20 protein-coding genes are annotated in these 18822 nt (G+C 69.5%); 14 read left to right on the top strand and 6 right to left on the bottom strand.

Translation table 11 applies throughout. The features are described 5' to 3' along the window. Nucleotides 1–209: 209 nt before the first annotated feature. A complete protein-coding gene (locus ACT535_RS20625) occupies nt 210–629 on the top strand; it encodes a hypothetical protein (protein ID WP_476365836.1) in 420 nt (139 codons plus the stop codon). Nucleotides 630–635: 6 nt separating this feature from the next. On the opposite strand, the gene ACT535_RS20620 is transcribed toward ACT535_RS20625, so the two are convergent. Beyond that, nucleotides 636–965: an SMR family transporter gene (locus ACT535_RS20620; RefSeq protein ID WP_168456396.1), complete on the bottom strand. Its 330-nt coding sequence runs from the start codon at nt 963–965 to the stop codon at nt 636–638. A 934-nt stretch (nt 966–1899) separates the two neighbouring features. Between ACT535_RS20620 and ACT535_RS20615 the strand changes: the two genes are divergently transcribed. The 6 genes from ACT535_RS20615 to ACT535_RS20590 all read left to right on the top strand — a co-directional run bounded on the left by ACT535_RS20615 (nt 1900) and on the right by ACT535_RS20590 (nt 6466). Further along, nucleotides 1900–2361: a PaaI family thioesterase gene (locus tag ACT535_RS20615; RefSeq protein WP_476365835.1), complete on the top strand. Its 462-nt coding sequence runs from the start codon at nt 1900–1902 to the stop codon at nt 2359–2361. After that, a complete protein-coding gene (sfsA, locus tag ACT535_RS20610) occupies nt 2361–3074 on the top strand; it encodes a DNA/RNA nuclease SfsA (protein WP_476365834.1) in 714 nt (237 codons plus the stop codon). Before ACT535_RS20615 ends, sfsA begins: the two co-directional genes overlap by 1 nt. A gap of 94 nt (nt 3075–3168) precedes the next feature. Then, nucleotides 3169–4173: a L,D-transpeptidase gene (locus ACT535_RS20605; protein ID WP_476365833.1), complete on the top strand. Its 1005-nt coding sequence runs from the start codon at nt 3169–3171 to the stop codon at nt 4171–4173. Further along, entirely contained in the window at nt 4173–5054 is an 882-nt protein-coding gene (mepA, locus tag ACT535_RS20600; protein ID WP_168456392.1) for a penicillin-insensitive murein endopeptidase, read from the top strand. The genes ACT535_RS20605 and mepA overlap by 1 nt, the downstream gene beginning before the upstream one ends. Nucleotides 5055–5177: 123 nt before the next feature. Next, entirely contained in the window at nt 5178–5465 is a 288-nt protein-coding gene (locus tag ACT535_RS20595) for an HdeA/HdeB family chaperone (RefSeq protein WP_476365832.1), read from the top strand. Between the two features lie 89 nt (nt 5466–5554). Further along, complete coding sequence (locus tag ACT535_RS20590; protein WP_476365831.1) at nt 5555–6466, top strand: alpha/beta fold hydrolase; 912 nt, start codon at nt 5555–5557, stop codon at nt 6464–6466. A 5-nt stretch (nt 6467–6471) separates the two neighbouring features. On the opposite strand, the gene ACT535_RS20585 is transcribed toward ACT535_RS20590, so the two are convergent. Continuing rightward, nucleotides 6472–6915 carry a nucleoside deaminase gene (locus ACT535_RS20585; protein WP_168456389.1) on the bottom strand — a complete coding sequence of 148 codons (444 nt, stop codon included), beginning with the start codon at nt 6913–6915 and terminating at the stop codon, nt 6472–6474. 79 nt (nt 6916–6994) lie between these two features. On the opposite strand from ACT535_RS20585, the gene ACT535_RS20580 reads away from it, so the two are divergent. Beyond that, nucleotides 6995–8956, top strand: a complete 1962-nt coding sequence (locus ACT535_RS20580) for a pseudouridine synthase (protein WP_476365830.1) — start codon at nt 6995–6997, stop codon at nt 8954–8956. 16 nt (nt 8957–8972) lie between these two features. Then, nucleotides 8973–9524: a 16S rRNA (guanine(966)-N(2))-methyltransferase RsmD gene (rsmD, locus tag ACT535_RS20575; protein ID WP_476365829.1), complete on the top strand. Its 552-nt coding sequence runs from the start codon at nt 8973–8975 to the stop codon at nt 9522–9524. An 8-nt stretch (nt 9525–9532) separates the two neighbouring features. On the opposite strand, the gene ACT535_RS20570 is transcribed toward rsmD, so the two are convergent. After that, complete coding sequence (locus ACT535_RS20570) at nt 9533–9808, bottom strand: metal-sensitive transcriptional regulator (protein WP_024279715.1); 276 nt, start codon at nt 9806–9808, stop codon at nt 9533–9535. A 141-nt stretch (nt 9809–9949) separates the two neighbouring features. Between ACT535_RS20570 and ACT535_RS20565 the strand changes: the two genes are divergently transcribed. From ACT535_RS20565 to ACT535_RS20545, 5 genes are all read left to right on the top strand, one after another. Further along, a complete protein-coding gene (locus ACT535_RS20565) occupies nt 9950–12499 on the top strand; it encodes a heavy metal translocating P-type ATPase (protein WP_476365828.1) in 2550 nt (849 codons plus the stop codon). 53 nt (nt 12500–12552) lie between these two features. Next, the gene (locus ACT535_RS20560) at nt 12553–13344 is read left to right on the top strand and encodes a ComF family protein (RefSeq protein ID WP_476365827.1); all 792 of its coding nucleotides are present in this window, start codon (nt 12553–12555) and stop codon (nt 13342–13344) included. Nucleotides 13345–13408: 64 nt separating this feature from the next. Next, nucleotides 13409–13663, top strand: a complete 255-nt coding sequence (gene grxC, locus ACT535_RS20555) for a glutaredoxin 3 (RefSeq protein ID WP_168456384.1) — start codon at nt 13409–13411, stop codon at nt 13661–13663. 147 nt (nt 13664–13810) lie between these two features. Beyond that, nucleotides 13811–14728 carry a carbon-nitrogen hydrolase family protein gene (locus tag ACT535_RS20550; protein ID WP_476365826.1) on the top strand — a complete coding sequence of 306 codons (918 nt, stop codon included), beginning with the start codon at nt 13811–13813 and terminating at the stop codon, nt 14726–14728. After that, on the top strand, nt 14725–15216 hold the full coding sequence (locus ACT535_RS20545; RefSeq protein ID WP_476365825.1) for a DUF1178 family protein: 492 nt from the start codon (nt 14725–14727) through the stop codon (nt 15214–15216). Before ACT535_RS20550 ends, ACT535_RS20545 begins: the two co-directional genes overlap by 4 nt. A 3-nt stretch (nt 15217–15219) precedes the next feature. On the opposite strand, the gene ubiG is transcribed toward ACT535_RS20545, so the two are convergent. From ubiG to murJ, 3 genes are all read right to left on the bottom strand, one after another. Continuing rightward, entirely contained in the window at nt 15220–15963 is a 744-nt protein-coding gene (gene ubiG, locus ACT535_RS20540) for a bifunctional 2-polyprenyl-6-hydroxyphenol methylase/3-demethylubiquinol 3-O-methyltransferase UbiG (RefSeq protein ID WP_476365965.1), read from the bottom strand. An 82-nt stretch (nt 15964–16045) separates the two neighbouring features. Continuing rightward, complete coding sequence (gene trpS / locus ACT535_RS20535; protein ID WP_168456380.1) at nt 16046–17080, bottom strand: tryptophan--tRNA ligase; 1035 nt, start codon at nt 17078–17080, stop codon at nt 16046–16048. Nucleotides 17081–17211: 131 nt separating this feature from the next. Continuing rightward, the gene (gene murJ / locus ACT535_RS20530) at nt 17212–18750 is read right to left on the bottom strand and encodes a murein biosynthesis integral membrane protein MurJ (protein WP_476365824.1); all 1539 of its coding nucleotides are present in this window, start codon (nt 18748–18750) and stop codon (nt 17212–17214) included. Nucleotides 18751–18822 lie beyond the last annotated feature (72 nt).

Here is an 18822-nt window from a genome sequence, read left to right as displayed (position 1 = left end):
GTTCTTGGGCATTGCCCGCTGCGCGGGAGTCCTGCGCTGGGCCCCGGATCAGCGCTCCACCTGCGGTGTCGCTTGTCCGGGGAACGGGGTGCCTTTGGCGCCCCCCGCGAGGGGATGCCGCGCCGGCGGGAAATCCCGTAAACTGCTCCCGTTTCATTCGCCGCCGGCCAGACCGGCATTGATATTTCAAGACTTGGAGGCAGCCCGCCATGGCGCGCGCCCGTACCGCCTATCTCAACCGGGCCGATGTGCCCGACCGCGCCGCCCTGCAGGCGGCGCTCGATGCCTTCAAGCTCAAGCTGGTGCTGGACGACGGCTATGTGCCGCTGGAAACCTCCGGCTACCTTCCCTGCACCCTCCAGGGCGAGGATGCCGGCTTCACCCTCAGGTTTCGCGACGTGGGGGAGGACGGCGGAAAGTCCCCGGCCCTCGCCCCGGCGTTGGGCGGGCGCGACGTGGCCGCCGACATCAAGTGGACCGGCGACATCCGCGAGGAGGTGAGCGCCATGGCGGTGCTCGCCGCCCTCGCCGGCTCGTTCGGCGCCGTGGTCCACGACCCGGAGAAGGATGCGCTCATCGAACCGAAGAAGCTCCTCGCCCGCGCCCGGGAGGGCGCCGAGGAACTTTGAGGGCGCCTAGTGCGCGACGCTCTTCGACAGGAGATTGATGACGATGACGCCGGCGATGATGAGCCCCAGGCCGATCAGCGCCGGCAGGTCGAGCTTCTGGCCGTAATAGACCCAGGCGAATCCGGTGACGAGCACGATGCCGACCCCGGACCAGATGGCATAGGCGATGCCCACCGGCAGGGTGCGCAGGGTGAGCGACAGGCAGAAGAAGGCGACGCAATAGCCCACCACCACGATGGCGGACGGGCCAAGCTTGGTGAAGCCTTCCGCCTGCTTCAGCGCCGAGGTGGCGATGACCTCGGCGACGATGGCGATGAGAAGATAGACGTAGCTCATGTGACCGGCCCCGCTGACCTGCGCCAAAGCCGCGGTATTCCGCAGCCCCCCGCGCAGAAGAGGCGCCGGCCCGGCCGCTGTCAACGTGGGGAAAGCCCGCCCCATCCCGGGCCGCCGCCCCACCCGCCACCGCGCCCCGGGCGCTTGCCGGCCTGCCGCCTCCTGCCCCGCCGCCCCCACCCCAACCGCCGTCGCCCTCCGGCGTGACCGGAGGGCCCATTCCTCCACCGGCCCCCGCGTGCAGAGACCGGGACAAACGGCGCCATGGATCCTCCGGTTGAACCGGAGGACGACGGCGGGCGCGCAGAACCACCCGCGCGTCCCGGACGCATGCAGCGCAGCGGAATGCGAGCCGGGACCCAGCGCAAAGACCGCCGAAGGCGCTGCCGAACGCCAGCGCTCCCAGGCATCGCCCGCTACGCGGAGTCTTGCGCTGGCCCCCGGATCAGCGCTCCACCTTCGGTGTCGCTTGTCCGGGGAACACCCGCCATCGACGCCCCCGCTATCGACCGCCCCGCCGCCTCCACCCCAACCGCCGTCGCCCTCCGGCCTGACCGGAGGGCCCATCCCCCCACCGGCGCCCGTGCGCGAGGACCGGGACAAACGCCGCCATGGGTCCGCCGGTTGAACCGGAGGACGACGGCGGGCGCCATGAACCACCCGCGCGTCCCGGACCCATGCAGCGCAGCGGAATGCGAGCCGGGACCCAGCGCAAAGGACCGCCGAAGGCGCTGCCGAACGCCAGCGGTCCCAGGCATCGCCGCTACGCGGAATCTTGCGCTGGCCCCCGGATCAGCGCTCCACCTTCGGTGTCGCTTGTCCGGGGAACACCCCCGCCATCAACGCCCTCGCCGTGACGCCTCCAGCCCCGCCGCTTCCAGCGACGGCCCCGCGCCGCTATGGTCGCCCTTCCCTCCGCAGCACGACGGCGCCCGTGACCGAGCCCTTCACCCCCCGCGATCCCGCGTTTGAGACCAAGGTGCGCGACAGCTTCGCCCGCCAGCCCTTCATGACCCTCATCGGCGCCACCCTCGGCGCGGTGGCGCCGGGGCGGGTGGAGATCGTGCTGCCCCATGCGGAAAAGGTGACCCAGCAGCACGGCTATTTCCACGGCGGCTCCATCGGCGCCATCGCCGACACGGCCGGCGGCTATGCCGCCTTCAGCCTGTTTCCGCCGGACTCGACCGTGCTGACGGTGGAGTACAAGATCAACATCATGGCCCCCGGCAAGGGCGAGCGGCTCATCGCCGTGGGCGAGGTGACGCGGGCGGGGCGCACCCTGACCGTGGCGAAGATCGAGGTCTATGCCGAGGCGGGCGGCATCCGCACCCATTGCGCCACCGCCACCCAGACCCTCATGTGCCTCGCCGGTCGCAGCGACGACCGCGTCTCCTGATGCTATTCGCCGCCCCCCTGCTGCCGGGCCGGCTGGTCCGGCGCTACAAGCGCTTCCTCGCCGACGTGGTGCTGGACGACGGCACCGAGACCACGGCGCATGTGGCGAACTCCGGCGCCATGCTGGGGCTCGATACCCCCGGCAGCCGCGTGCTGCTTTCCCGCTCCCTCAACCCCGCGCGCAAGCTCGCCCTGAGCTGGGAGCTGGTGGAGGCGGATTTCGGCGCCGGGCCGGAATGGGTGGGGGTGAACACCATGCACCCCAACCTGCTGGTGGCCGAGGCCATCGCCGCCGGGCAGGTGCCGCCCCTCTCCGGCTATGCCCGGATGCGGCGGGAGGTGAAATACGGCAAGTCCAGCCGGGTCGACATCAAGCTGGAGGACGACGCCCGCCCCGACTGCCTCGTGGAGGTGAAGAACGTCCACCTCATGCGCGCGCCCGGCAAGGCCGAGTTCCCCGACTGCGTGACCGCCCGCGGCGCGAAGCATCTGGAGGAACTGGCCGGCGAGGTCGCGGCGGGGCGGCGGGCGGTGATGGTCTACATCAGCCAGATCGGCTCCGCCGATTCGATCGCCCTCGCCCGTGATCTCGACCCCTTCTATGGGCGCGCCTTCGACCGGGCGCGGGAAGTCGGTGTGGAGGCCATCGGCCTCGTCTGCCGGATCACGCCTGAAGGTATTGGGGTGGTAAGCGAGGTGCCCATGCTGGGGTGAGAGGCCGGTTCGGGAGCTGACACCATTGGACAGGCACCGAACCCCGGGTGAAAACGTGGTGAAACCCGATTCGGAAACCTGGGGTGAATCGCCGATGGTCGTCCCGTTCAGCCTCTCCCGCCGCGGAACCCTGAAGCTCGCCGCCACCCTCGCCGGGGCGATGATGGCCGATGCCCTGCTGCCGGCCATCGCCGCCGACGACCCCGACCTCGCCGAGATTAAGGCTTTGAAACCAGGCACTTACGTCTGGTATCCGGAGCGCGCGCCGGACGGCTTCGTCGCCATCGTGGTGAATCTGACGGACCAATTGTGCTTCGTCTACCGAAACGGTGTCCGGATAGGGGCATCTACCGTCTCCACCGGCAAGGACGGGCACGAGACCCCTACCGGGGTATTCACCATCCTCGGCAAGGACGTGGACCACCACTCCTCGCTTTATAACGATGCATCAATGCCTTACACGGAGCGCCTGACCTGGTCCGGCGTCGCGCTGCACGCGGGTGGCCTCCCCGGATACCCCTCCTCCCACGGCTGCGTGCACCTGCCGCTGGAATTCTCCAAACTGGTCTTCGGCATCACCCACCTGGGCACCCCGGTCATCATCGCCGACCGCCATTCGGCGCCAGAAGATGTTTTGCATCCGGGACTTATCATGAGCGAGGGTCTGGAGCAGCAGCTCGCCACCTCCGCCACCGGGCAAGGAGCCCCGCAGGATGCGACGGCCACCCCGGAGCCGGTCTCCATGGTGGTCAGCCGGGCCGACGGCACCATCACCGTGCTGAAGGGCGCGCAGACCGCCGTGCAGGGTCCGGTGAGCATCCGCGATCCGCAGAACCCCTTGGGAAACCTCGTCTATGTGCTCATGAGCAAGGACGGGAACGCCCCCCGCTGGAGCGCTGTTTCCTACGAGGGCCGCGGCGTCGCCCCGGGCCAGGCGCAGGATGCATTGGCCCGAATCAGCGTCGATCCCTCCATCAACAAACAGGTGGCGGCGCTGGTGACGCCCGGGACGACCCTGTTCCTGACCGACCTCCCCGCCCATCCGGGCACCCGGAGCGACGGGGGATTTGTTGTTTTGGCACAGAAGGTTACGAGCTGATGCGCCGGCTCGCCGCCGCGGCGATCCTCGCCCTTCTCGGCACGGCCGCCCACGCCCAGCCGGCAGCCAAGCCCGCGGCTGCGGTTCCCGCCAAGGAACTGTTCGGCCGCGCCACCCAGCCGGCTCCCATGGCCGCGCGCAGCATCGGCTTCTATTCCAAGGGCTGCCTCGCCGGCGGCGAAGCCTTGCCGGTCAACGGTCCGAACTGGCAGGTCATGCGCCTGTCCCGCAACCGCAACTGGGGCCACCCGGACCTCGTCGCCTTCCTCGAGCGCTTCTCCGCGAAGGTGCCACAAGTGTCTGGCTGGCAAGGCATTCTCGTCGGCGACATGGCCCAGCCGCGCGGCGGCCCCATGCTCACCGGCCACGCCTCCCACCAGATCGGCCTCGACGCCGACATCTGGCTCACTCCCAGCCCCGGCCGCGAACTCACCCGCGAGGAGCGCGAGAAGCTCTCCGCCTCCATGATGGTCCGCGCCGACCGCAAGGACATCGACCCCGCCAACTGGCGCCCGGACACCTGGAAAGTCATCCGCGCCGCCGCCGTCGAGCCGCGGGTCGAGCGCATTTTCGTCAATGCCGCCATCAAGAAAGCCCTGTGCCGGGAGGCAACGGGCGACCGCTCCTTCCTCGCCAAGGTGCGGCCCTATTGGGGGCACGACTACCACATGCACATCCGCCTCACCTGCCCCGCCTCCAGTCCCGACTGCCGGCCGCAGGAAGCCCCGCCGACCGGCGAAGGCTGCGGATCGGAGCTGGACTGGTGGTTCACCGACGCGGTGCTGCACCCCAAGCCCGAAAAGGAACCCTCCAAGCCCAAGCCGCCCCTCACCCTCGCCGATCTCCCGGATGCCTGCGCCGTCGTGCTCGACGCGCGCTGAAGGATCATTCGGGCTCGCGAGAACGTGCTCGGCTACGGTGCCGGCCTTCGGCTGGTGCCGCTACGATCCCCGGCGCATCATGGCCGTGCAGGCCGGAATGGCCGCGAATCCTGGGAGGGCGCAATGCTGAAACGTCTGGGCGTCGGGGCCATCGTCCTCATGGCGGGTCTCTGCCCCGCTGCGGCCGAGAAATGGGACCTCTCCACCATGACCTGCCAGCAGTTCCTGCAGGCGGACAAGGATACGATCACCATCATCCTCACGTGGCTGGATGCCTACTACAAGGACGACGACGCCCCCCCGGTGATCGACACGGACAAGTTCATGAAGAATGCCGAAAAGCTCGCCGCTTTCTGCGCGAAGTCGCCAAGCCTCGGTCTCATTACGGCATCGGACGAAGTGTTCGACTGAGCGCGGAACCTGCCGCTCCAGTCCCGTCTTGAAAGGTTGCCCGCTGTTGCGGCCGCCCCGGCCCACCGGGCGGCGAAAGGGAGGTTCGCGTGTCCGATCTGTCTGATCTTTTTCCCGGATTTGCCTCGCACTACGTGGACACGAAGGCTGGCCGCATCTTCCTGCGGCAGGGAGGAACGGGCACCCCCCTGCTGCTGCTCCACGGCTTCCCCGAGAGCCATGTGATGTGGCACCGGGTGGCGCCGAAGCTCGCCGAACAGCACACCCTCGTCATCCCCGACCTGCCCGGCTACGGCTGGAGCGCGGCACCAGAAGGCGGGGCAGATCATTTCCCCTATTCCAAGCGCGCCATGGCCGCCGCCATGGTGGAGGTGATGGAAAGCCTCGGCTTCGCCCATTTTTCCGTCATGGGCCATGACAGGGGCGCGCGAGCCGCCTACCGGCTGGGGCTGGACCATCCGGGCCGGCTCGACCGGCTGGTCCTGCTCGACATCGTGCCAACCTACGTGATGTGGCACCGCATGGACCGGGCCCGCGCACTGCAGGTCTATCACTGGGCGATGCTGGCCCAGCCCAAGCCCCTGCCCGAGAAGCTGGTGGGCGGGAACCCCGCATGGTTCCTCGATTGGACCATGGCGAGCTGGACGGCGCACAAGGACATTTCGGCCTTCGATCCGCGCGCCATGTCTGCCTATCGCGCAGCCATTTCGTCCCCGGATCGCCTCCACGCCATGTGCGAGGACTATCGAGCCGGCGCCACCATCGATCTCGCCCACGATGAGGCGGACATCGCCGCCGCGCGCACCCTCTCCTGCCCGACGCTCGCGTTATGGGGCGCAGCTGGCATTCCGAGCAGAGGTGCGAGCCCACTGGAGGCTTGGAAGGCGTTCGCGCCCCAGGTGGAAGGCCAGGCGATCGAGGCCGGCCATTTCCTGGCGGAGGAGGCGCCGAAGGCGACGCTTGATGTGGCGATGCCGTTTTTGGCCCAGGGACGGCCGTAGACCGGCTACCGGCGTTCCTGGAAGAAGGCCCGCAGAACCTCAGCCGCCTGCCGCTCGGCGATGCCGCCATAGACCTCGGGCGCGTGGTGGCAGGTGGGCTGCGAGAAGAAGCGCGGGCCGTGTTCCACGGCACCGCCCTTGGGGTCCGGCGCGCCGAAATAGAGGCGCCGGATGCGGGCGAAGGAGAGCGCCGCCGCGCACATGGCACAGGGTTCCAGCGTCACGTAGAGATCGCAGTTCATCAGCCGCTCGGACTTGAGCTGCGCGCCCGCCGCGCGAACCACCAGCATCTCCGCATGGGCCGTGGGGTCGTTCAGCTCGCGCGTGCGGTTGCCGTTGCGGGCGATAACCTCCGAGCCGCGCACGAGAACCGCGCCTACCGGAACCTCGCCCCGCTCGGCCGCCGCGCGCGCCTCATTGAGCGCCATCTGCATGAAGGTTCCGGACATGGTGCCTTTAGCCGCCCCCGATCTCACCCGACTCATCGCCGCGCTCGCCGCGCAGCCTGCGCTGTGCTAACTCCCCCTCATGCCGCGCACATCACCGCCCCGCAAGGACAAGAACCGCGTTCCGCGCCAGAAGCGCGAACTTCCCGCCGCCCCCCAGAAGGAGGCAGAGCGCGTCGCCAAGGTCGTCGCCCGCGCCGGCCTCGGCTCGCGCCGCGAGATCGAGGAATGGATCGAGGCCGGCCGCGTGGCCGTCAACGGCGAGGTGCTCACCAGCCCCGCCGTCACCGTCACGCCCGCCGACGCAATCACCATCGACGGGGAGCCGCTGCCGGAGCGCGAGCGCACCCGCCTCTTCCTTTACCACAAGCCCAAGGGCGTCGTGACCACCAACCGCGACCCGGAAGGCCGCACGACACTGTTCGAAATCCTGCCCAAGGGCCTGCCGCGCCTCGTCAGCGTGGGCCGGCTCGACCTCAATTCCGAGGGCCTGCTTCTCCTCACCAACGACGGCGGCCTCGCCCGCGTGCTGGAGCTGCCGGAGACCGGCTGGCTGCGCCGCTACCGCGTGCGCGCCAATGGCGAGATCGACCAGGCGAAGCTCGACACGCTCCTCAAAGGCATCACCGTGGACGGTGTGGAGTACGGCCCCATCGAGGCCGAGCTCGACCGCGTGCAGGGCGCCAATGCCTGGATCACCGTGTCCCTGCGTGAAGGCAAGAACCGCGAAATCCGCAACGTGCTGGGCGCGCTCGGCCTCGCCGTGAACCGGCTGATCCGCGTGTCCTACGGGCCCTTCCAGCTGGGCGAGATTCCCGAGGGCAGCGTCGAGGAAGTGCGCACCCGCGTGCTGCGCGACCAGATCGGTGCCGACCTCGCCGCCGCCGCCGGTGCCGATTTTGCCGGACCGCTGGTGGAACGGGAGATCGAGGAAGTCCCGGTGCGCCCGGCCTACCGTCCCGCGGGACGCAAGCAGGCTGCGGCCGACAAGGCCGGGGGGCTGAAGACGCCGGCCCGCCGCGCCAGCCGCGAGCGTGAGGAGTTCGACGCGCCGGTGGAGGACGTCATCCGCCCTGCCGCCCCGCGCGTGCGCCGTCGCGCCAGCGAGGAGCACGGCACCGAGCGGGTGGGCACCGTCGCCGACCGCAAGGGCCGCTCCGTGAAGGTCGAGCGTGTACGCGCGCCGAAGGACGAGGCGCCGCGCCGGGCCCGTCCCGCCGCTGGTGAGGGCGAAGGGCGTCCCTTCCGCCGCAGCCGGGACGAGGGCGCGGCCGAGCGTCCGCGCCGCGAGGGGCGCCCCTCCTTCCGCGATGACGCCTCCCGTGGGCGCGGCCCGCGCGAGGAGAAGGAAGATTTCCGTCGCCGTCCCACCCGCTCCGGCGGCGGTGACGAGCGTCCGCGCCGCTACGAGGACGACGGCGGCTTCAAGCGCTCCGGCCCCCGCCGCGAGGGCGAGCGCCCGCAGGGCGACCGCCCGTTCCGCTCGCGTCCGGAAGGGCGAGGCGGCGATTTCGGGGATCGGCCGTCTCGCAGCCGCAGCTTCGGCAGTGACCGGACGGAGGGCGAGCGCCCGGCGCGCTCGCGGCCCCGGCCGGAAGGGCGCGGTGGCGATTTCGGCGACAAGCCCGCCCGTTCCCGCAGCTTTAGCGGCGACCGGCCCGAGGGCGAACGCCCCGCCCGCGCCCGGACCCGGCCGGAAGGACGTGGCGGTGACTATGGCGACAAGCCTGCACGCAGCCGCAGCTTCGGTGGTGACCGGACGGAGGGCGAACGCCCGGCGCGCGCCCGGCCGCGCCCGGAGGGTCGCGGTGACTTCGGCGACCGGCCGCCGCGTGAGCGCAGCTATGGCGACAAGCCAGCCGGCCGTACCCGTTCATTCGAGGATCGTCCCGGTGGTGGCAAGCCCGCCGGCCGGCCGGGCGGGTTCGGCGCGAAGGGCGGCGGCAAGCCCGGTGGCCGGCCTTCTGGCGGAAAGCCGGGGGGCAAGCCCGGCGCGGGACGCTCCGGCCCCGGCAAGCCGGGCGGTCCGCGCGGCAAACGCTGACGCGGGCATGTGACTTATGCGCATCGTGGGGGGCCGACTCAAGGGACGGGCGCTGAAAGGCCCGTCCTCCAGCCTCACGCGGCCGACCTCCGACCGGCTGCGTGAAAGCCTGTTCAACGTGCTTGCGCACGCCTACGGCGATCCGTGTGACGGCGCGCGCGTGCTGGACCTGTTCGCCGGCACCGGCGCGCTGGGCATAGAGGCACTGTCCCGTGGAGCGCGCTTCGCGCTGTTCGTGGAAGAGGCGGCGGAGGCGCGCGGGCTAATCCGCGACAATGTGGAGGCGCTGGGCCTCACCGGCGTCACCAAGGTGTTCCGCCGCGATGCCACCCGCCCCGGTCCCATGGGGCCGGGCGACCCCTATGGCCTCGTCTTCTGCGACCCCCCCTATGGAAAGGGCCTCGCGGTTCAGGCCATCACTGCGGCGATGGAGGGCGGCTGGCTCGCCGCCGATGCTCTGCTCATCATCGAGGAGCGCACCGGCCTGTTCGTGACGCCGGAAGGCTTCCGCGAGATCGAGCGGCGCGCCTATGACGAGAGCGAACTGATCTTCCTGGAACGGGACTGACCCTTCCCTCACCGCTCGCTGCGGACGATGACCTCCATCAGCTCCGCCACCTTGCGACGCTGGTCCTCCGCGTCGCCCGAGCGGATCGCATGCTCGACGCAATGCCCCACGTGATCCTTCAGCACCTCCTCCTCCACCCGCCGCAAGGCGGCCCGGACCGCCGAGAGCTGGGTGATAATGTCGATGCAGTAGCGGTCCTCCTCCACCATGCGGGAGAGGCCGCGCACCTGGCCCTCAATGCGGCTCAGGCGCTTCTGGACTTGCTCTTTGGTCGGGCTGCGCATGCCTTGCCATATACCCCCTATGGGTATATTGGACAAGAGACGATACCCCCAGGGGGTTTATTGCCGCCTTGAACATGAGCCAGCGCAAGGCCACCTGCCCAGATGCGGCCTAACGCTGGCAAACGGATTTGCGGAGCCGCCATGGCACACGACCACTCATCACACGACCATTCCTCGCACGGCGGCGATTGCTGCGGTGGCAAGGCCCCGCCCCCGCTCGACCTGTCGGGTGCCGCCAGGCCGGCGCTGCCCGAGACGGTGAAGGATCCGGTCTGCGGCATGGACGTGAAGACCGACCCGGCCGCCGGCAAGCCCACGACGGAGCATGGGGGGCGCACCTATTTCTTCTGCGGCAACGGCTGCAAGACCAAGTTCGAGGCGGCGCCCGAGACGTATCTCGCGCCGGTGAAAGACCCGGTGTGCGGCATGATGGTGTCGCCCGGCACGGCCAAGTACTCCGCCCGCCACGAGAAGAAGCCCTATTTCTTCTGTTCCTCGTCCTGCGAGACCAAGTTCAAGGCCGATCCCGTGCGCTACGTGGGCGGCAGCGCCCCGCCGCCGCCTGTCGAAGTGCCGGCGGGCACCATCTACACCTGCCCCATGGACCCGGAGATCCGGCAGATCGGCCCCGGCATCTGCCCCATCTGCGGCATGGCGCTGGAGCCGGAGGTCGTCACCCTCGACGAGGGGCCGAACCACGAGCTGGTGGACATGACCCGCCGCTTCTGGATCGGCCTCGCGCTCACCCTCCCCGTTTTCGTGCTGGAGATGGGCGGCCATCTTTTCGGCTGGTCCCCGTTGCCCCAGCAGATCTCGAACTATGTGCAGTTCGCCCTTGCGACACCTGTCGTGCTGTGGGTGGGCTGGCCCTTCCTTCAGCGCGGCTGGCTGTCTCTGAAGACGCGGCATCTCAACATGTTCACCCTCATCGCCATGGGCACGGGGGTGGCCTATCTCTATTCGCTGGTCGGCACCTTCGCGCCAGGGCTGTTCCCGCATGACTTCCACGCGCATGGCGGTGGCGTGCCGGTCTATTTCGAGGCGGCGGCAGTCATCACCGTCCTGGTCGCGCTCGGGCAGGTGCTTGAGCTGCGCGCCCGCGATCAGACCTCCAGCGCCATCAAGGCCCTGCTCTCTCTCGCCCCCAAGACCGCCCTGCGCATCCGGCCCGATGGCACCGATGAGACCATCGACCTCGGCCTCGTCGCCCCCGGCGACGTCCTGCGCGTGCGCCCCGGCGAAAAGGTGCCGGTGGACGGCACGGTGGCGGATGGCCGCGCCGTGGTGGACGAAAGCCTCGTCACCGGCGAGTCGCTGCCCGTCTCCCGCGAGCCGGGCGAGAAGGTGATCGGCGGCACGGTCAACGCTTCCGGCGTCTTCACCATGCAGGCGGAGAAGGTCGGGCGCGACACCCTGCTCTCACAGATCGTGCAGATGGTGGCGCAGGCGCAGCGTTCCCGCGCACCGATCCAACGGCTGGCGGATCAGGTTTCCGGCTGGTTCGTGCCGCTGGTGTTCGGCGCCGCCGTCGTCGCCTTCGCCGTGTGGATGGCGGTCGGCCCCGAGCCCCGGCTCACCTTCGCGCTGATGGCGGCGGTGAGCGTGCTCATCATCGCCTGCCCCTGCGCCCTCGGCCTCGCCACCCCCATGTCGGTGATGGTGGGCGTCGGCCGCGGTGCCCAGCTCGGCGTGCTGGTCCGCAACGCCGAGGCTCTGGAGCGCATGGAGAAGGTGGACGTGGTGGTGGTGGACAAGACCGGCACCCTCACCGTCGGCAAGCCCAAGGTGATCGCCGTGCGCGCCTTCAACGGCCGCAGCGAGGATGAAGTCCTGCGCCTGGCCGCCGCGCTGGAGCGGGCGAGCGAACACCCGCTCGGCGCCGCCATCGTCCACGAGGCGGCGGCACGCGAGCTTGTCACCTCCGAGCCATCCGCTGTCGAGAGCCCGGCGGGCAAGGGCATCGTCGGACAGGTGGAAGGCCACGCGATCGCCGTCGGCCACGCCGCCTTCATGAGTGAAATCGGGGTCCATACCGACCATCAGACCGCGATCGCCGAGAGCTTCCGCCGCGAGGGGGCAACGGCGGTGTTCGTCGCCATCGACGGCAAGGCCGCCGGCCTCGTTGCCATCGCCGATCCGGTGAAGGACACGACCGAAGCCGCGCTGAAGCGCCTCCAGCAGGACGGCGTGCGCGTGGTCATGCTCACCGGCGACAACCGCACCACGGCGCTGGCTGTCGCCAAACGCCTTGGCATCATCGAGGTAGAGGCGGAAGTCCTGCCGGCGCGCAAGGCCGAGGTGGTCGAGCGCCTGCGCAAGGAAGGGCACGTCGTGGCCATGGCCGGCGACGGCGTGAACGATGCCCCGGCCCTCGCCGTAGCGGACGTAGGCATCGCCATGGGCACGGGCACGGATATCGCCATGGAAAGTGCCGGCATCACCCTGCTGAAGGGCGATCTGGCCGGCATCGCCCATGCCAGGGCTTTGTCCCGCGCGACCATGGCGAACATCCGGCGCAACCTGCTGTTCGCCTTCCTTTACAATGCGGCGGGCGTGCCGATTGCGGCGGGCGTGCTCTATCCCAGCCTTGGCCTGCTCCTGTCGCCCATGGTGGCGGCAGCCGCCATGGCGCTCTCGTCCGTCAGCGTCATCGCCAACGCCCTGCTGCTGCGGACCTTCACGCCGCGCTGAGGCGCGGCTTTACAGGCATCGCCCCCGGACGGAAGATCGATCCGGGGGCATCCATGGACCTTTCGGCGGCAGGCATTTCGGAGCGGATCGGCCGGGCGGGCGCCGTCGCGCGCGGCGTTGGGTCCGCATTGCTCGGCCTGGCTCTGCCGCCCACCTGCATCGCCTGCGGAAGCATCACGGGCGCGGCGGGGGGATTGTGCGGGCCCTGCTGGGGCCAGCTCTCCTTCATCAGCCGGCCCTATTGCGAGCGGACCGGCGCGCCGTTCAGCCATGATCCAGACCGCGTGTTCGGAGATGGCTGGATCTCGGCCGAAGCCCTCGCCGACCCTCCGGCCTATGATCGCGCCCGCGCGGCCGTGACCTTCGACGACGTGGCCCGCGGCCTCGTCCACAAGCTGAAATATGCCGACCGCCTCGACCTCGCCGCGCCCTTGGCCCGGCTGATGCTGCAGGCCGGCACAGACCTCACGGCCACGGCCGAGATCATCGTGCCCGTGCCGCTCCATCCCTTCAGGCTCTGGCGGCGCAAGTTCAATCAGGCGGCGCTGCTCGCGCGGCATGTGGCGGCGGCCACAGCGCTGCCGGTCGATGCGGGCGCGCTGGTGCGGCAGCGCCGGACCCCCTCGCAGACCGCGCTGGGGCGCAGCGCGCGCCGCGCAAATGTCGCCGGGGCTTTTGCGGTGCCGCATGCTGCAGCGCATCGGATCGAGGGGCGGCGCGTTCTGCTTGTGGACGACGTCTATACCACGGGCGCGACGCTTGATGCTTGCGCGCAGGTGCTCCGGCGCGCAGGCGCCACGGGCATTGACGCCCTCACGTTTGCGCGGGTTGTCGAATTCGGCTGACCCCTTATGATGCGACGCTTTCGTGACGGCACGCCCCCTGCGCCGTCCCACCAGTCGTGACATCATGAAGCCCATCGAAATCTATACCAAGAGCTGGTGCCCCTACTGCCATTCCGCTAAGGAATTGCTGCGGCGCAAAGGCTTGACCTTCACCGAGATCGACGTGACTACCGACGCCGAAGGCCAGCAAGAGATGATCCGCCGGGCTGGCGGGCGCACGTCCGTCCCGCAGATATTCATCGGCGAGACCCATGTGGGCGGCTGCGACGACCTGTATGCTCTGGAGGAAGCCGGACGGCTGGACGCCCTGGCGGCCTGACGCCGGGCACGGCACATCTGGCGCGGGGGCGCGCAAGCGGCGGCCCCCCGTGCATTCCCGTCAGGAAGGGCCTATCTGTCTGAAATCGCGCCGCGCCGGGCGCGATGCGGCGTTTCCGGCTCCGGCGGCAGCGAGAGATCAAGCCCCATGACCACCTCGGAACCGAACCCGGCCAAGCCTGCTCCCGCCGTGCGGGCCGGCAATACCCTCCGCGTCGGCCTGGTCCAGTTGCGCAGTGGCCGTGAACCTGCAGCGAACCTCGATGCCGCCGCCGCCCTCATCCGCGAGGCGGCGCGGGACGGCGCCCGCTATGTCCAGACGCCCGAAGTCACAAACATCATGGAGTTGGACCGCAAGGTCCTGTTCGAGAAGCTGCAGGAAGAGGGCAACGACGCGACTCTCGCCGCCCTGCGCCAGCTGACCCGCGAACTGGGCATCACGCTGCATATCGGCTCCCTTGCCCTGAAGGTCTCCGATTCCAAGGCCGTGAACCGCGGCTTCGTCATCGATGCGGATGGCGAGATCACCGGCCGCTACGACAAGATCCACATGTTCGACGTGGACCTCGGCAATGGCGAGAGCTATCGCGAGTCCAATGCCTACCGGCCGGGCGAGCGGGCCGTTCTGACCGACGTGGACGACATCCGCGTCGGCATGACCATCTGCTACGATCTGCGCTTTCCCGCGCTCTACCGGGCCCTCGCCGAGGGCGGCGCCAAGGTGCTCACCGTGCCCTCCGCGTTCACCCGACCGACCGGGGAAGCCCACTGGCACGTGCTGCTGCGCGCCCGCGCCATCGAGAATGGTGCCTACATTCTCGCCGCCGCCCAGGGTGGCCGGCACGAAAACGGCCGCGACACCTACGGCCATTCGCTGGTTGTCGACCCCTGGGGCCGCGTCATCGCCGAGGGCGGTACCGACCCGGGCGTGATCCTCGCCGAGATCGACATGGCCGAAGTCGCCGCGGCGCGCGCCCGCATTCCTTCCCTTGCCAACGGCCGCCGGTTCGAGGTCGCCGAGCCGGGACAGATCGGCCACCTTCACGTGGTGCGTGCCTCCTCATGATCCGCTACACCCTCAAGTGCGACGATGGCCACGAGTTCGAAAGCTGGTTCCCTTCCTCGGCCAGCTACGACACCCAGCACGCGCGTGGCCTCGTCACCTGCCCGACCTGCAACTCGGCGAAGGTTGAGAAAGCCGTAATGGCCCCTTCCGTCGCGCGTACCGACAAGGGGACCTCAGCGAAGGAGCCGGCCGCGGAAGCCACGAGCGCGCCGGCCGCCGAAGTCTCCCCCGCAGAGGCAACGCCCGTCGCCATGATGGCGCGGCCCGACAGCGAACTGCGCACGCTCATGCGCCAGTTGCGGGACCACATCGTCGCGAACTCGGATGACGTGGGAGACAATTTCGCCGATCTCGCCCGCAAGATGCACGACGGCGAGATCGAGCACCGCCCCATTCGCGGCGAAGCGACGGCGGAAGAGGTGAAGGCCCTGCACGAGGATGAGGTGGAGGTGTTCCCCCTGCCCGTGCTGCCGGAAGACCGGAATTGAGGCTCAGGCCTCGCGCTCGGCGACCATGAAATAATTCACCGAGAGATCCTCCGTCAGGCGGAAATCGCCGGAGAACGGCTCGTAGGCGAGCCCCACCTTTTCCCGCGCGGCGAAGCCGGCTGCAGCGAGCGTCGCCTCAAGCTCCTCCGGCGTCACGAACTTCTCCCAGCGATGGGTGCCGGGCGGCAGCCAGCGCAGAATGTATTCGGCGCCGACGATGGCGAGGGCAAAGCTCTTGGACGTGCGGTTCAACGTCGAGAGCAGCAGCAGGCCGCCCTCCGTCACCAGACGGCCGGCGGTGCGCACGAACAGGCCGACATCGGCCACATGTTCCACCACTTCCAGCGCCACCACCACGTCGAAGCGCGCCCCACGCTCGGCCAGCGCCTCGGCGGTCTCGGCCTCATAGGTCACGGCAAGGCCCGATAGCGCGGCGTGGGCGCGGGCGATGTCCACGTTGCCGGGGGCCGGATCGATGCCGGTCACATCGGCACCCATGCGGGCGAGGGGCTCGCTGAGGAGGCCTCCGCCACAGCCGATGTCGACGAGGGACAGCCCCTTCAACGGGCGAAGCGACCGGGCGTCCCGGGAGAAGTGGCGCACCAGAGTGTCGCGCAGAAAGGCAAGGCGTGCAGGGTTCATGGCGTGCAGCGGCGCCATCTTGCCCTTCACGTCCCACCACTGGGCACCGAGCGCATCGAAACGCGCGACCTCTTCCGGATCGACCGTGGCGTTCATCTGCGGCATCACGGCCTCCTCTGCGTCGGGCGACATGCCCCACACTTAGGCGCCGCACCCGACGCGGGCAAGGCCGCGCCGGCGGCTCAACTCAGCGCACCATGCCGACGATGTCCTTCACGTCGCGAATGGTCTGGTCGGCGATCACCCGCGCGCGGTCGGCGCCGTCAACGAGAATCGCGTCGATGGCGGCTTGATCGGCCATCAGGCGCTGCATCTCGGTGCCAATAGGGCCGAGCTTTGCCACGGCGAGGTCCACCAGCGCGGCCTTGAAGACCGAGAACTGGGCGTTGCCGTAGTCCGCCAGCACCTGCGCCTTGGCAGTGTCCGACAGGGCGGCGAAGATCCCGACGAGGTTGTCCGCCTCCGGCCGACCCTTCAGCCCCTCTTCCTCTGAGGGCAGCGGTTCCGGATCCGTCTTCGCCCTGCGCACCTTGCCGGCGATGGCGTCGGCATCATCGGTGAGGTTGATGCGGGAGAAGTCCGATGGCTCCGACTTCGACATCTTCTTGGAGCCGTCGCGCAGGCTCATCACGCGCGTCGCCGGCCCGGCGATGAGCGGTTCTGTGATGGGGAAATAGCCTTCGCCATGGCCGTTGGCGGCGATGGAGGGCGCGAAGTCCGTGTTGAACTTCTGGGCGATATCGCGAGTCAGCTCCAGATGCTGCTTCTGGTCGTCGCCCACTGGCACATGGGTGGCGCGATAGAGCAGGATGTCGGCGGCCATCAGGGTCGGATAGGCGAACAGGCCCACGGATGCGTTCTCGCGGTCCTTGCCGGCCTTCTCCTTGAACTGCGTCATGCGGTTCAGCCAACCCATGCGGGCGACGCAGTTGAACACCCAGGCGAGTTCGGCATGGCCGGACACCTGGCTCTGGTTGAACACGATGTGGGCCTTGGGGTCGATGCCGCAGGCGATGAAGGCGGCCGTGACCTCGCGGGTGTGGCGCTTCAGCTCTTCCGGGTCCTGCCAGACGGTGATGGCGTGGAGGTCGACCACGCAATAGATGCACTCGTGGCTCTTCTGCAGTTCCACGAAGCGCTTGATGGCGCCGAGATAATTGCCGAGATGCAGGTTGCCCGTGGGCTGCACGCCGGAAAATACGCGTTCTGCGACCGCCGCCATGGCGAACTCCCCAAAGAGCGGCGCGCCGCTCGACCAGAACACGGGCAACGGCCCGCGAAAGTGAATGCGGCGCGTCATGCCACCTGGGGCGGCACGGCGCAAGGGCGCGGCCCGCAACGCTGCTGCCCGGCTCAGACGCGCCCCAGCCAGGCCTTCGAGACGGCCGCCTTCACGGCGAGCGCCCCGGCGCCGTAGACAAGTCCGCCGCTGAGAACCAGAGCGATCAGCCGCGCGATGCCAGAAAGCATTCCAATCGGCGCGGGCCACGCTGCGGCGAACACGCCCACAGCGAAACCCATGGCGAGGCTCGCCGCCGCGAGGCCCGCCGACGAGAGCAGTACGGGGAGCGAGAACCGCAGAGCGCCGCGGACAATGAGGACGCCCCCCAAGCCCAGGATGGACGCGACGGAGGACAGCGCCACGGCCCCCGCCGCGGCCAAGGGGCCGTAGACGGTTCCGAGCCCTGCAGCAGCGACAACGCAGATGAGCAGCGAGCCGAACGCGATTCGCTCCGCCGCCTTTATCTGCCCGGACGTGGAGGCGGCGGCGGAGAGAATGCGCTCCAGCCCCTGCGCCGGCAGCGAGAGCGAGAGCACGGCCAACAGGGCCGCGGTGAGCCGTGCGTCTTCGCTATCGAAGCTGCCCCGCTGGAACAGCGTGACGACGATGGGCTCGGCGAGAACGGCAAGCCCGACAGCCGCTGGCAGGGCAAAGGCAAGCGCCGCCAGCACCGCCCGGCCGGCATCGTCCGCGGCCTCGGCCTCCCCCCTCCGGAGCAGCGCCGGCACGAGGACGGCACCGGCGCTGGCGCCGACGAGACCGAGGGGAAGGTCCATCAGCCGCTGTGCGTAGTTCAGCGCCGCCACCGCTCCGGGGCTGGCGGACACGGCTGCCACCACGATGATGAAGCGGAGCTGGCTCAGCCCGGCAAAGAGAAGCGCGGGCGATGCCGCCCGCAGGACCCCAAGCGCCGCCCGGAGATCCTGAGGCCTCAGCACACGGAACAGTGGCAGCGTCGGGCAAGCCCTGGCCGCCCTCCGCATGATGGCGAACTGGGCGGCGCCTGCGCCCACCTGCGCCGCGGCGATGGCGAAAGCGGCCGTGTCGCTCTCCATCAGCCCCTTGGCGAGCAATGCGCCGATGACCACCAGCACCGTGACATTGGCCGCTGCCGGAGCCAAGGCGGGCAGCAGCACGCGATGGGCTTCATTGGCGATGCCGCCGTAGATCGCCGCGAGCCCCGCGAGCGGGAGATAGAGAACCACCACCCGACCGCAGAGGACGGCGACGTCCGCCCGTTGCCCGCCCGCCTCGAAGCCCGGCGCCATCAGACCGATCACCTGCGGCATGAAGAGCGCGACGACGGCCGCGAAGACCAGAAGGAAGCCGCAGAGCAGCAGCAGGGTCGCGCCCGCCAGACGGCCGGCCGCCGCATCGTCTGCTCCCGCGGCTTCGCGTGTTCGGGCGAGCGCCGGAATGAAGGCGAGATTGAAGGCGCCTTCCGCCAGCAGCCGGCGCGCCAGCAACGGGAGCGCCATGGCCGCGGCCAGCGCATCAGCCACCGGCCCGACGCCGAGCACGGCGGCTGTGGCCGCATCCCGCGCAAAGCCCAACACGCGGGACGCGAGGGTTGCCGCCGAAACAATGGAAGTGCGGGCGAGGAGGGACATGAGCCCTGCCTATGACTCGCGCCGCCGGTTGTGTCGATGGATTCTGCGCAGAACCCGCCCTCCGAGTCCTGC

The organism is Xanthobacter sp. DMC12, from assembly GCF_056314105.1.
This window is presented reverse-complemented; position numbering and strand designations above follow the sequence as displayed.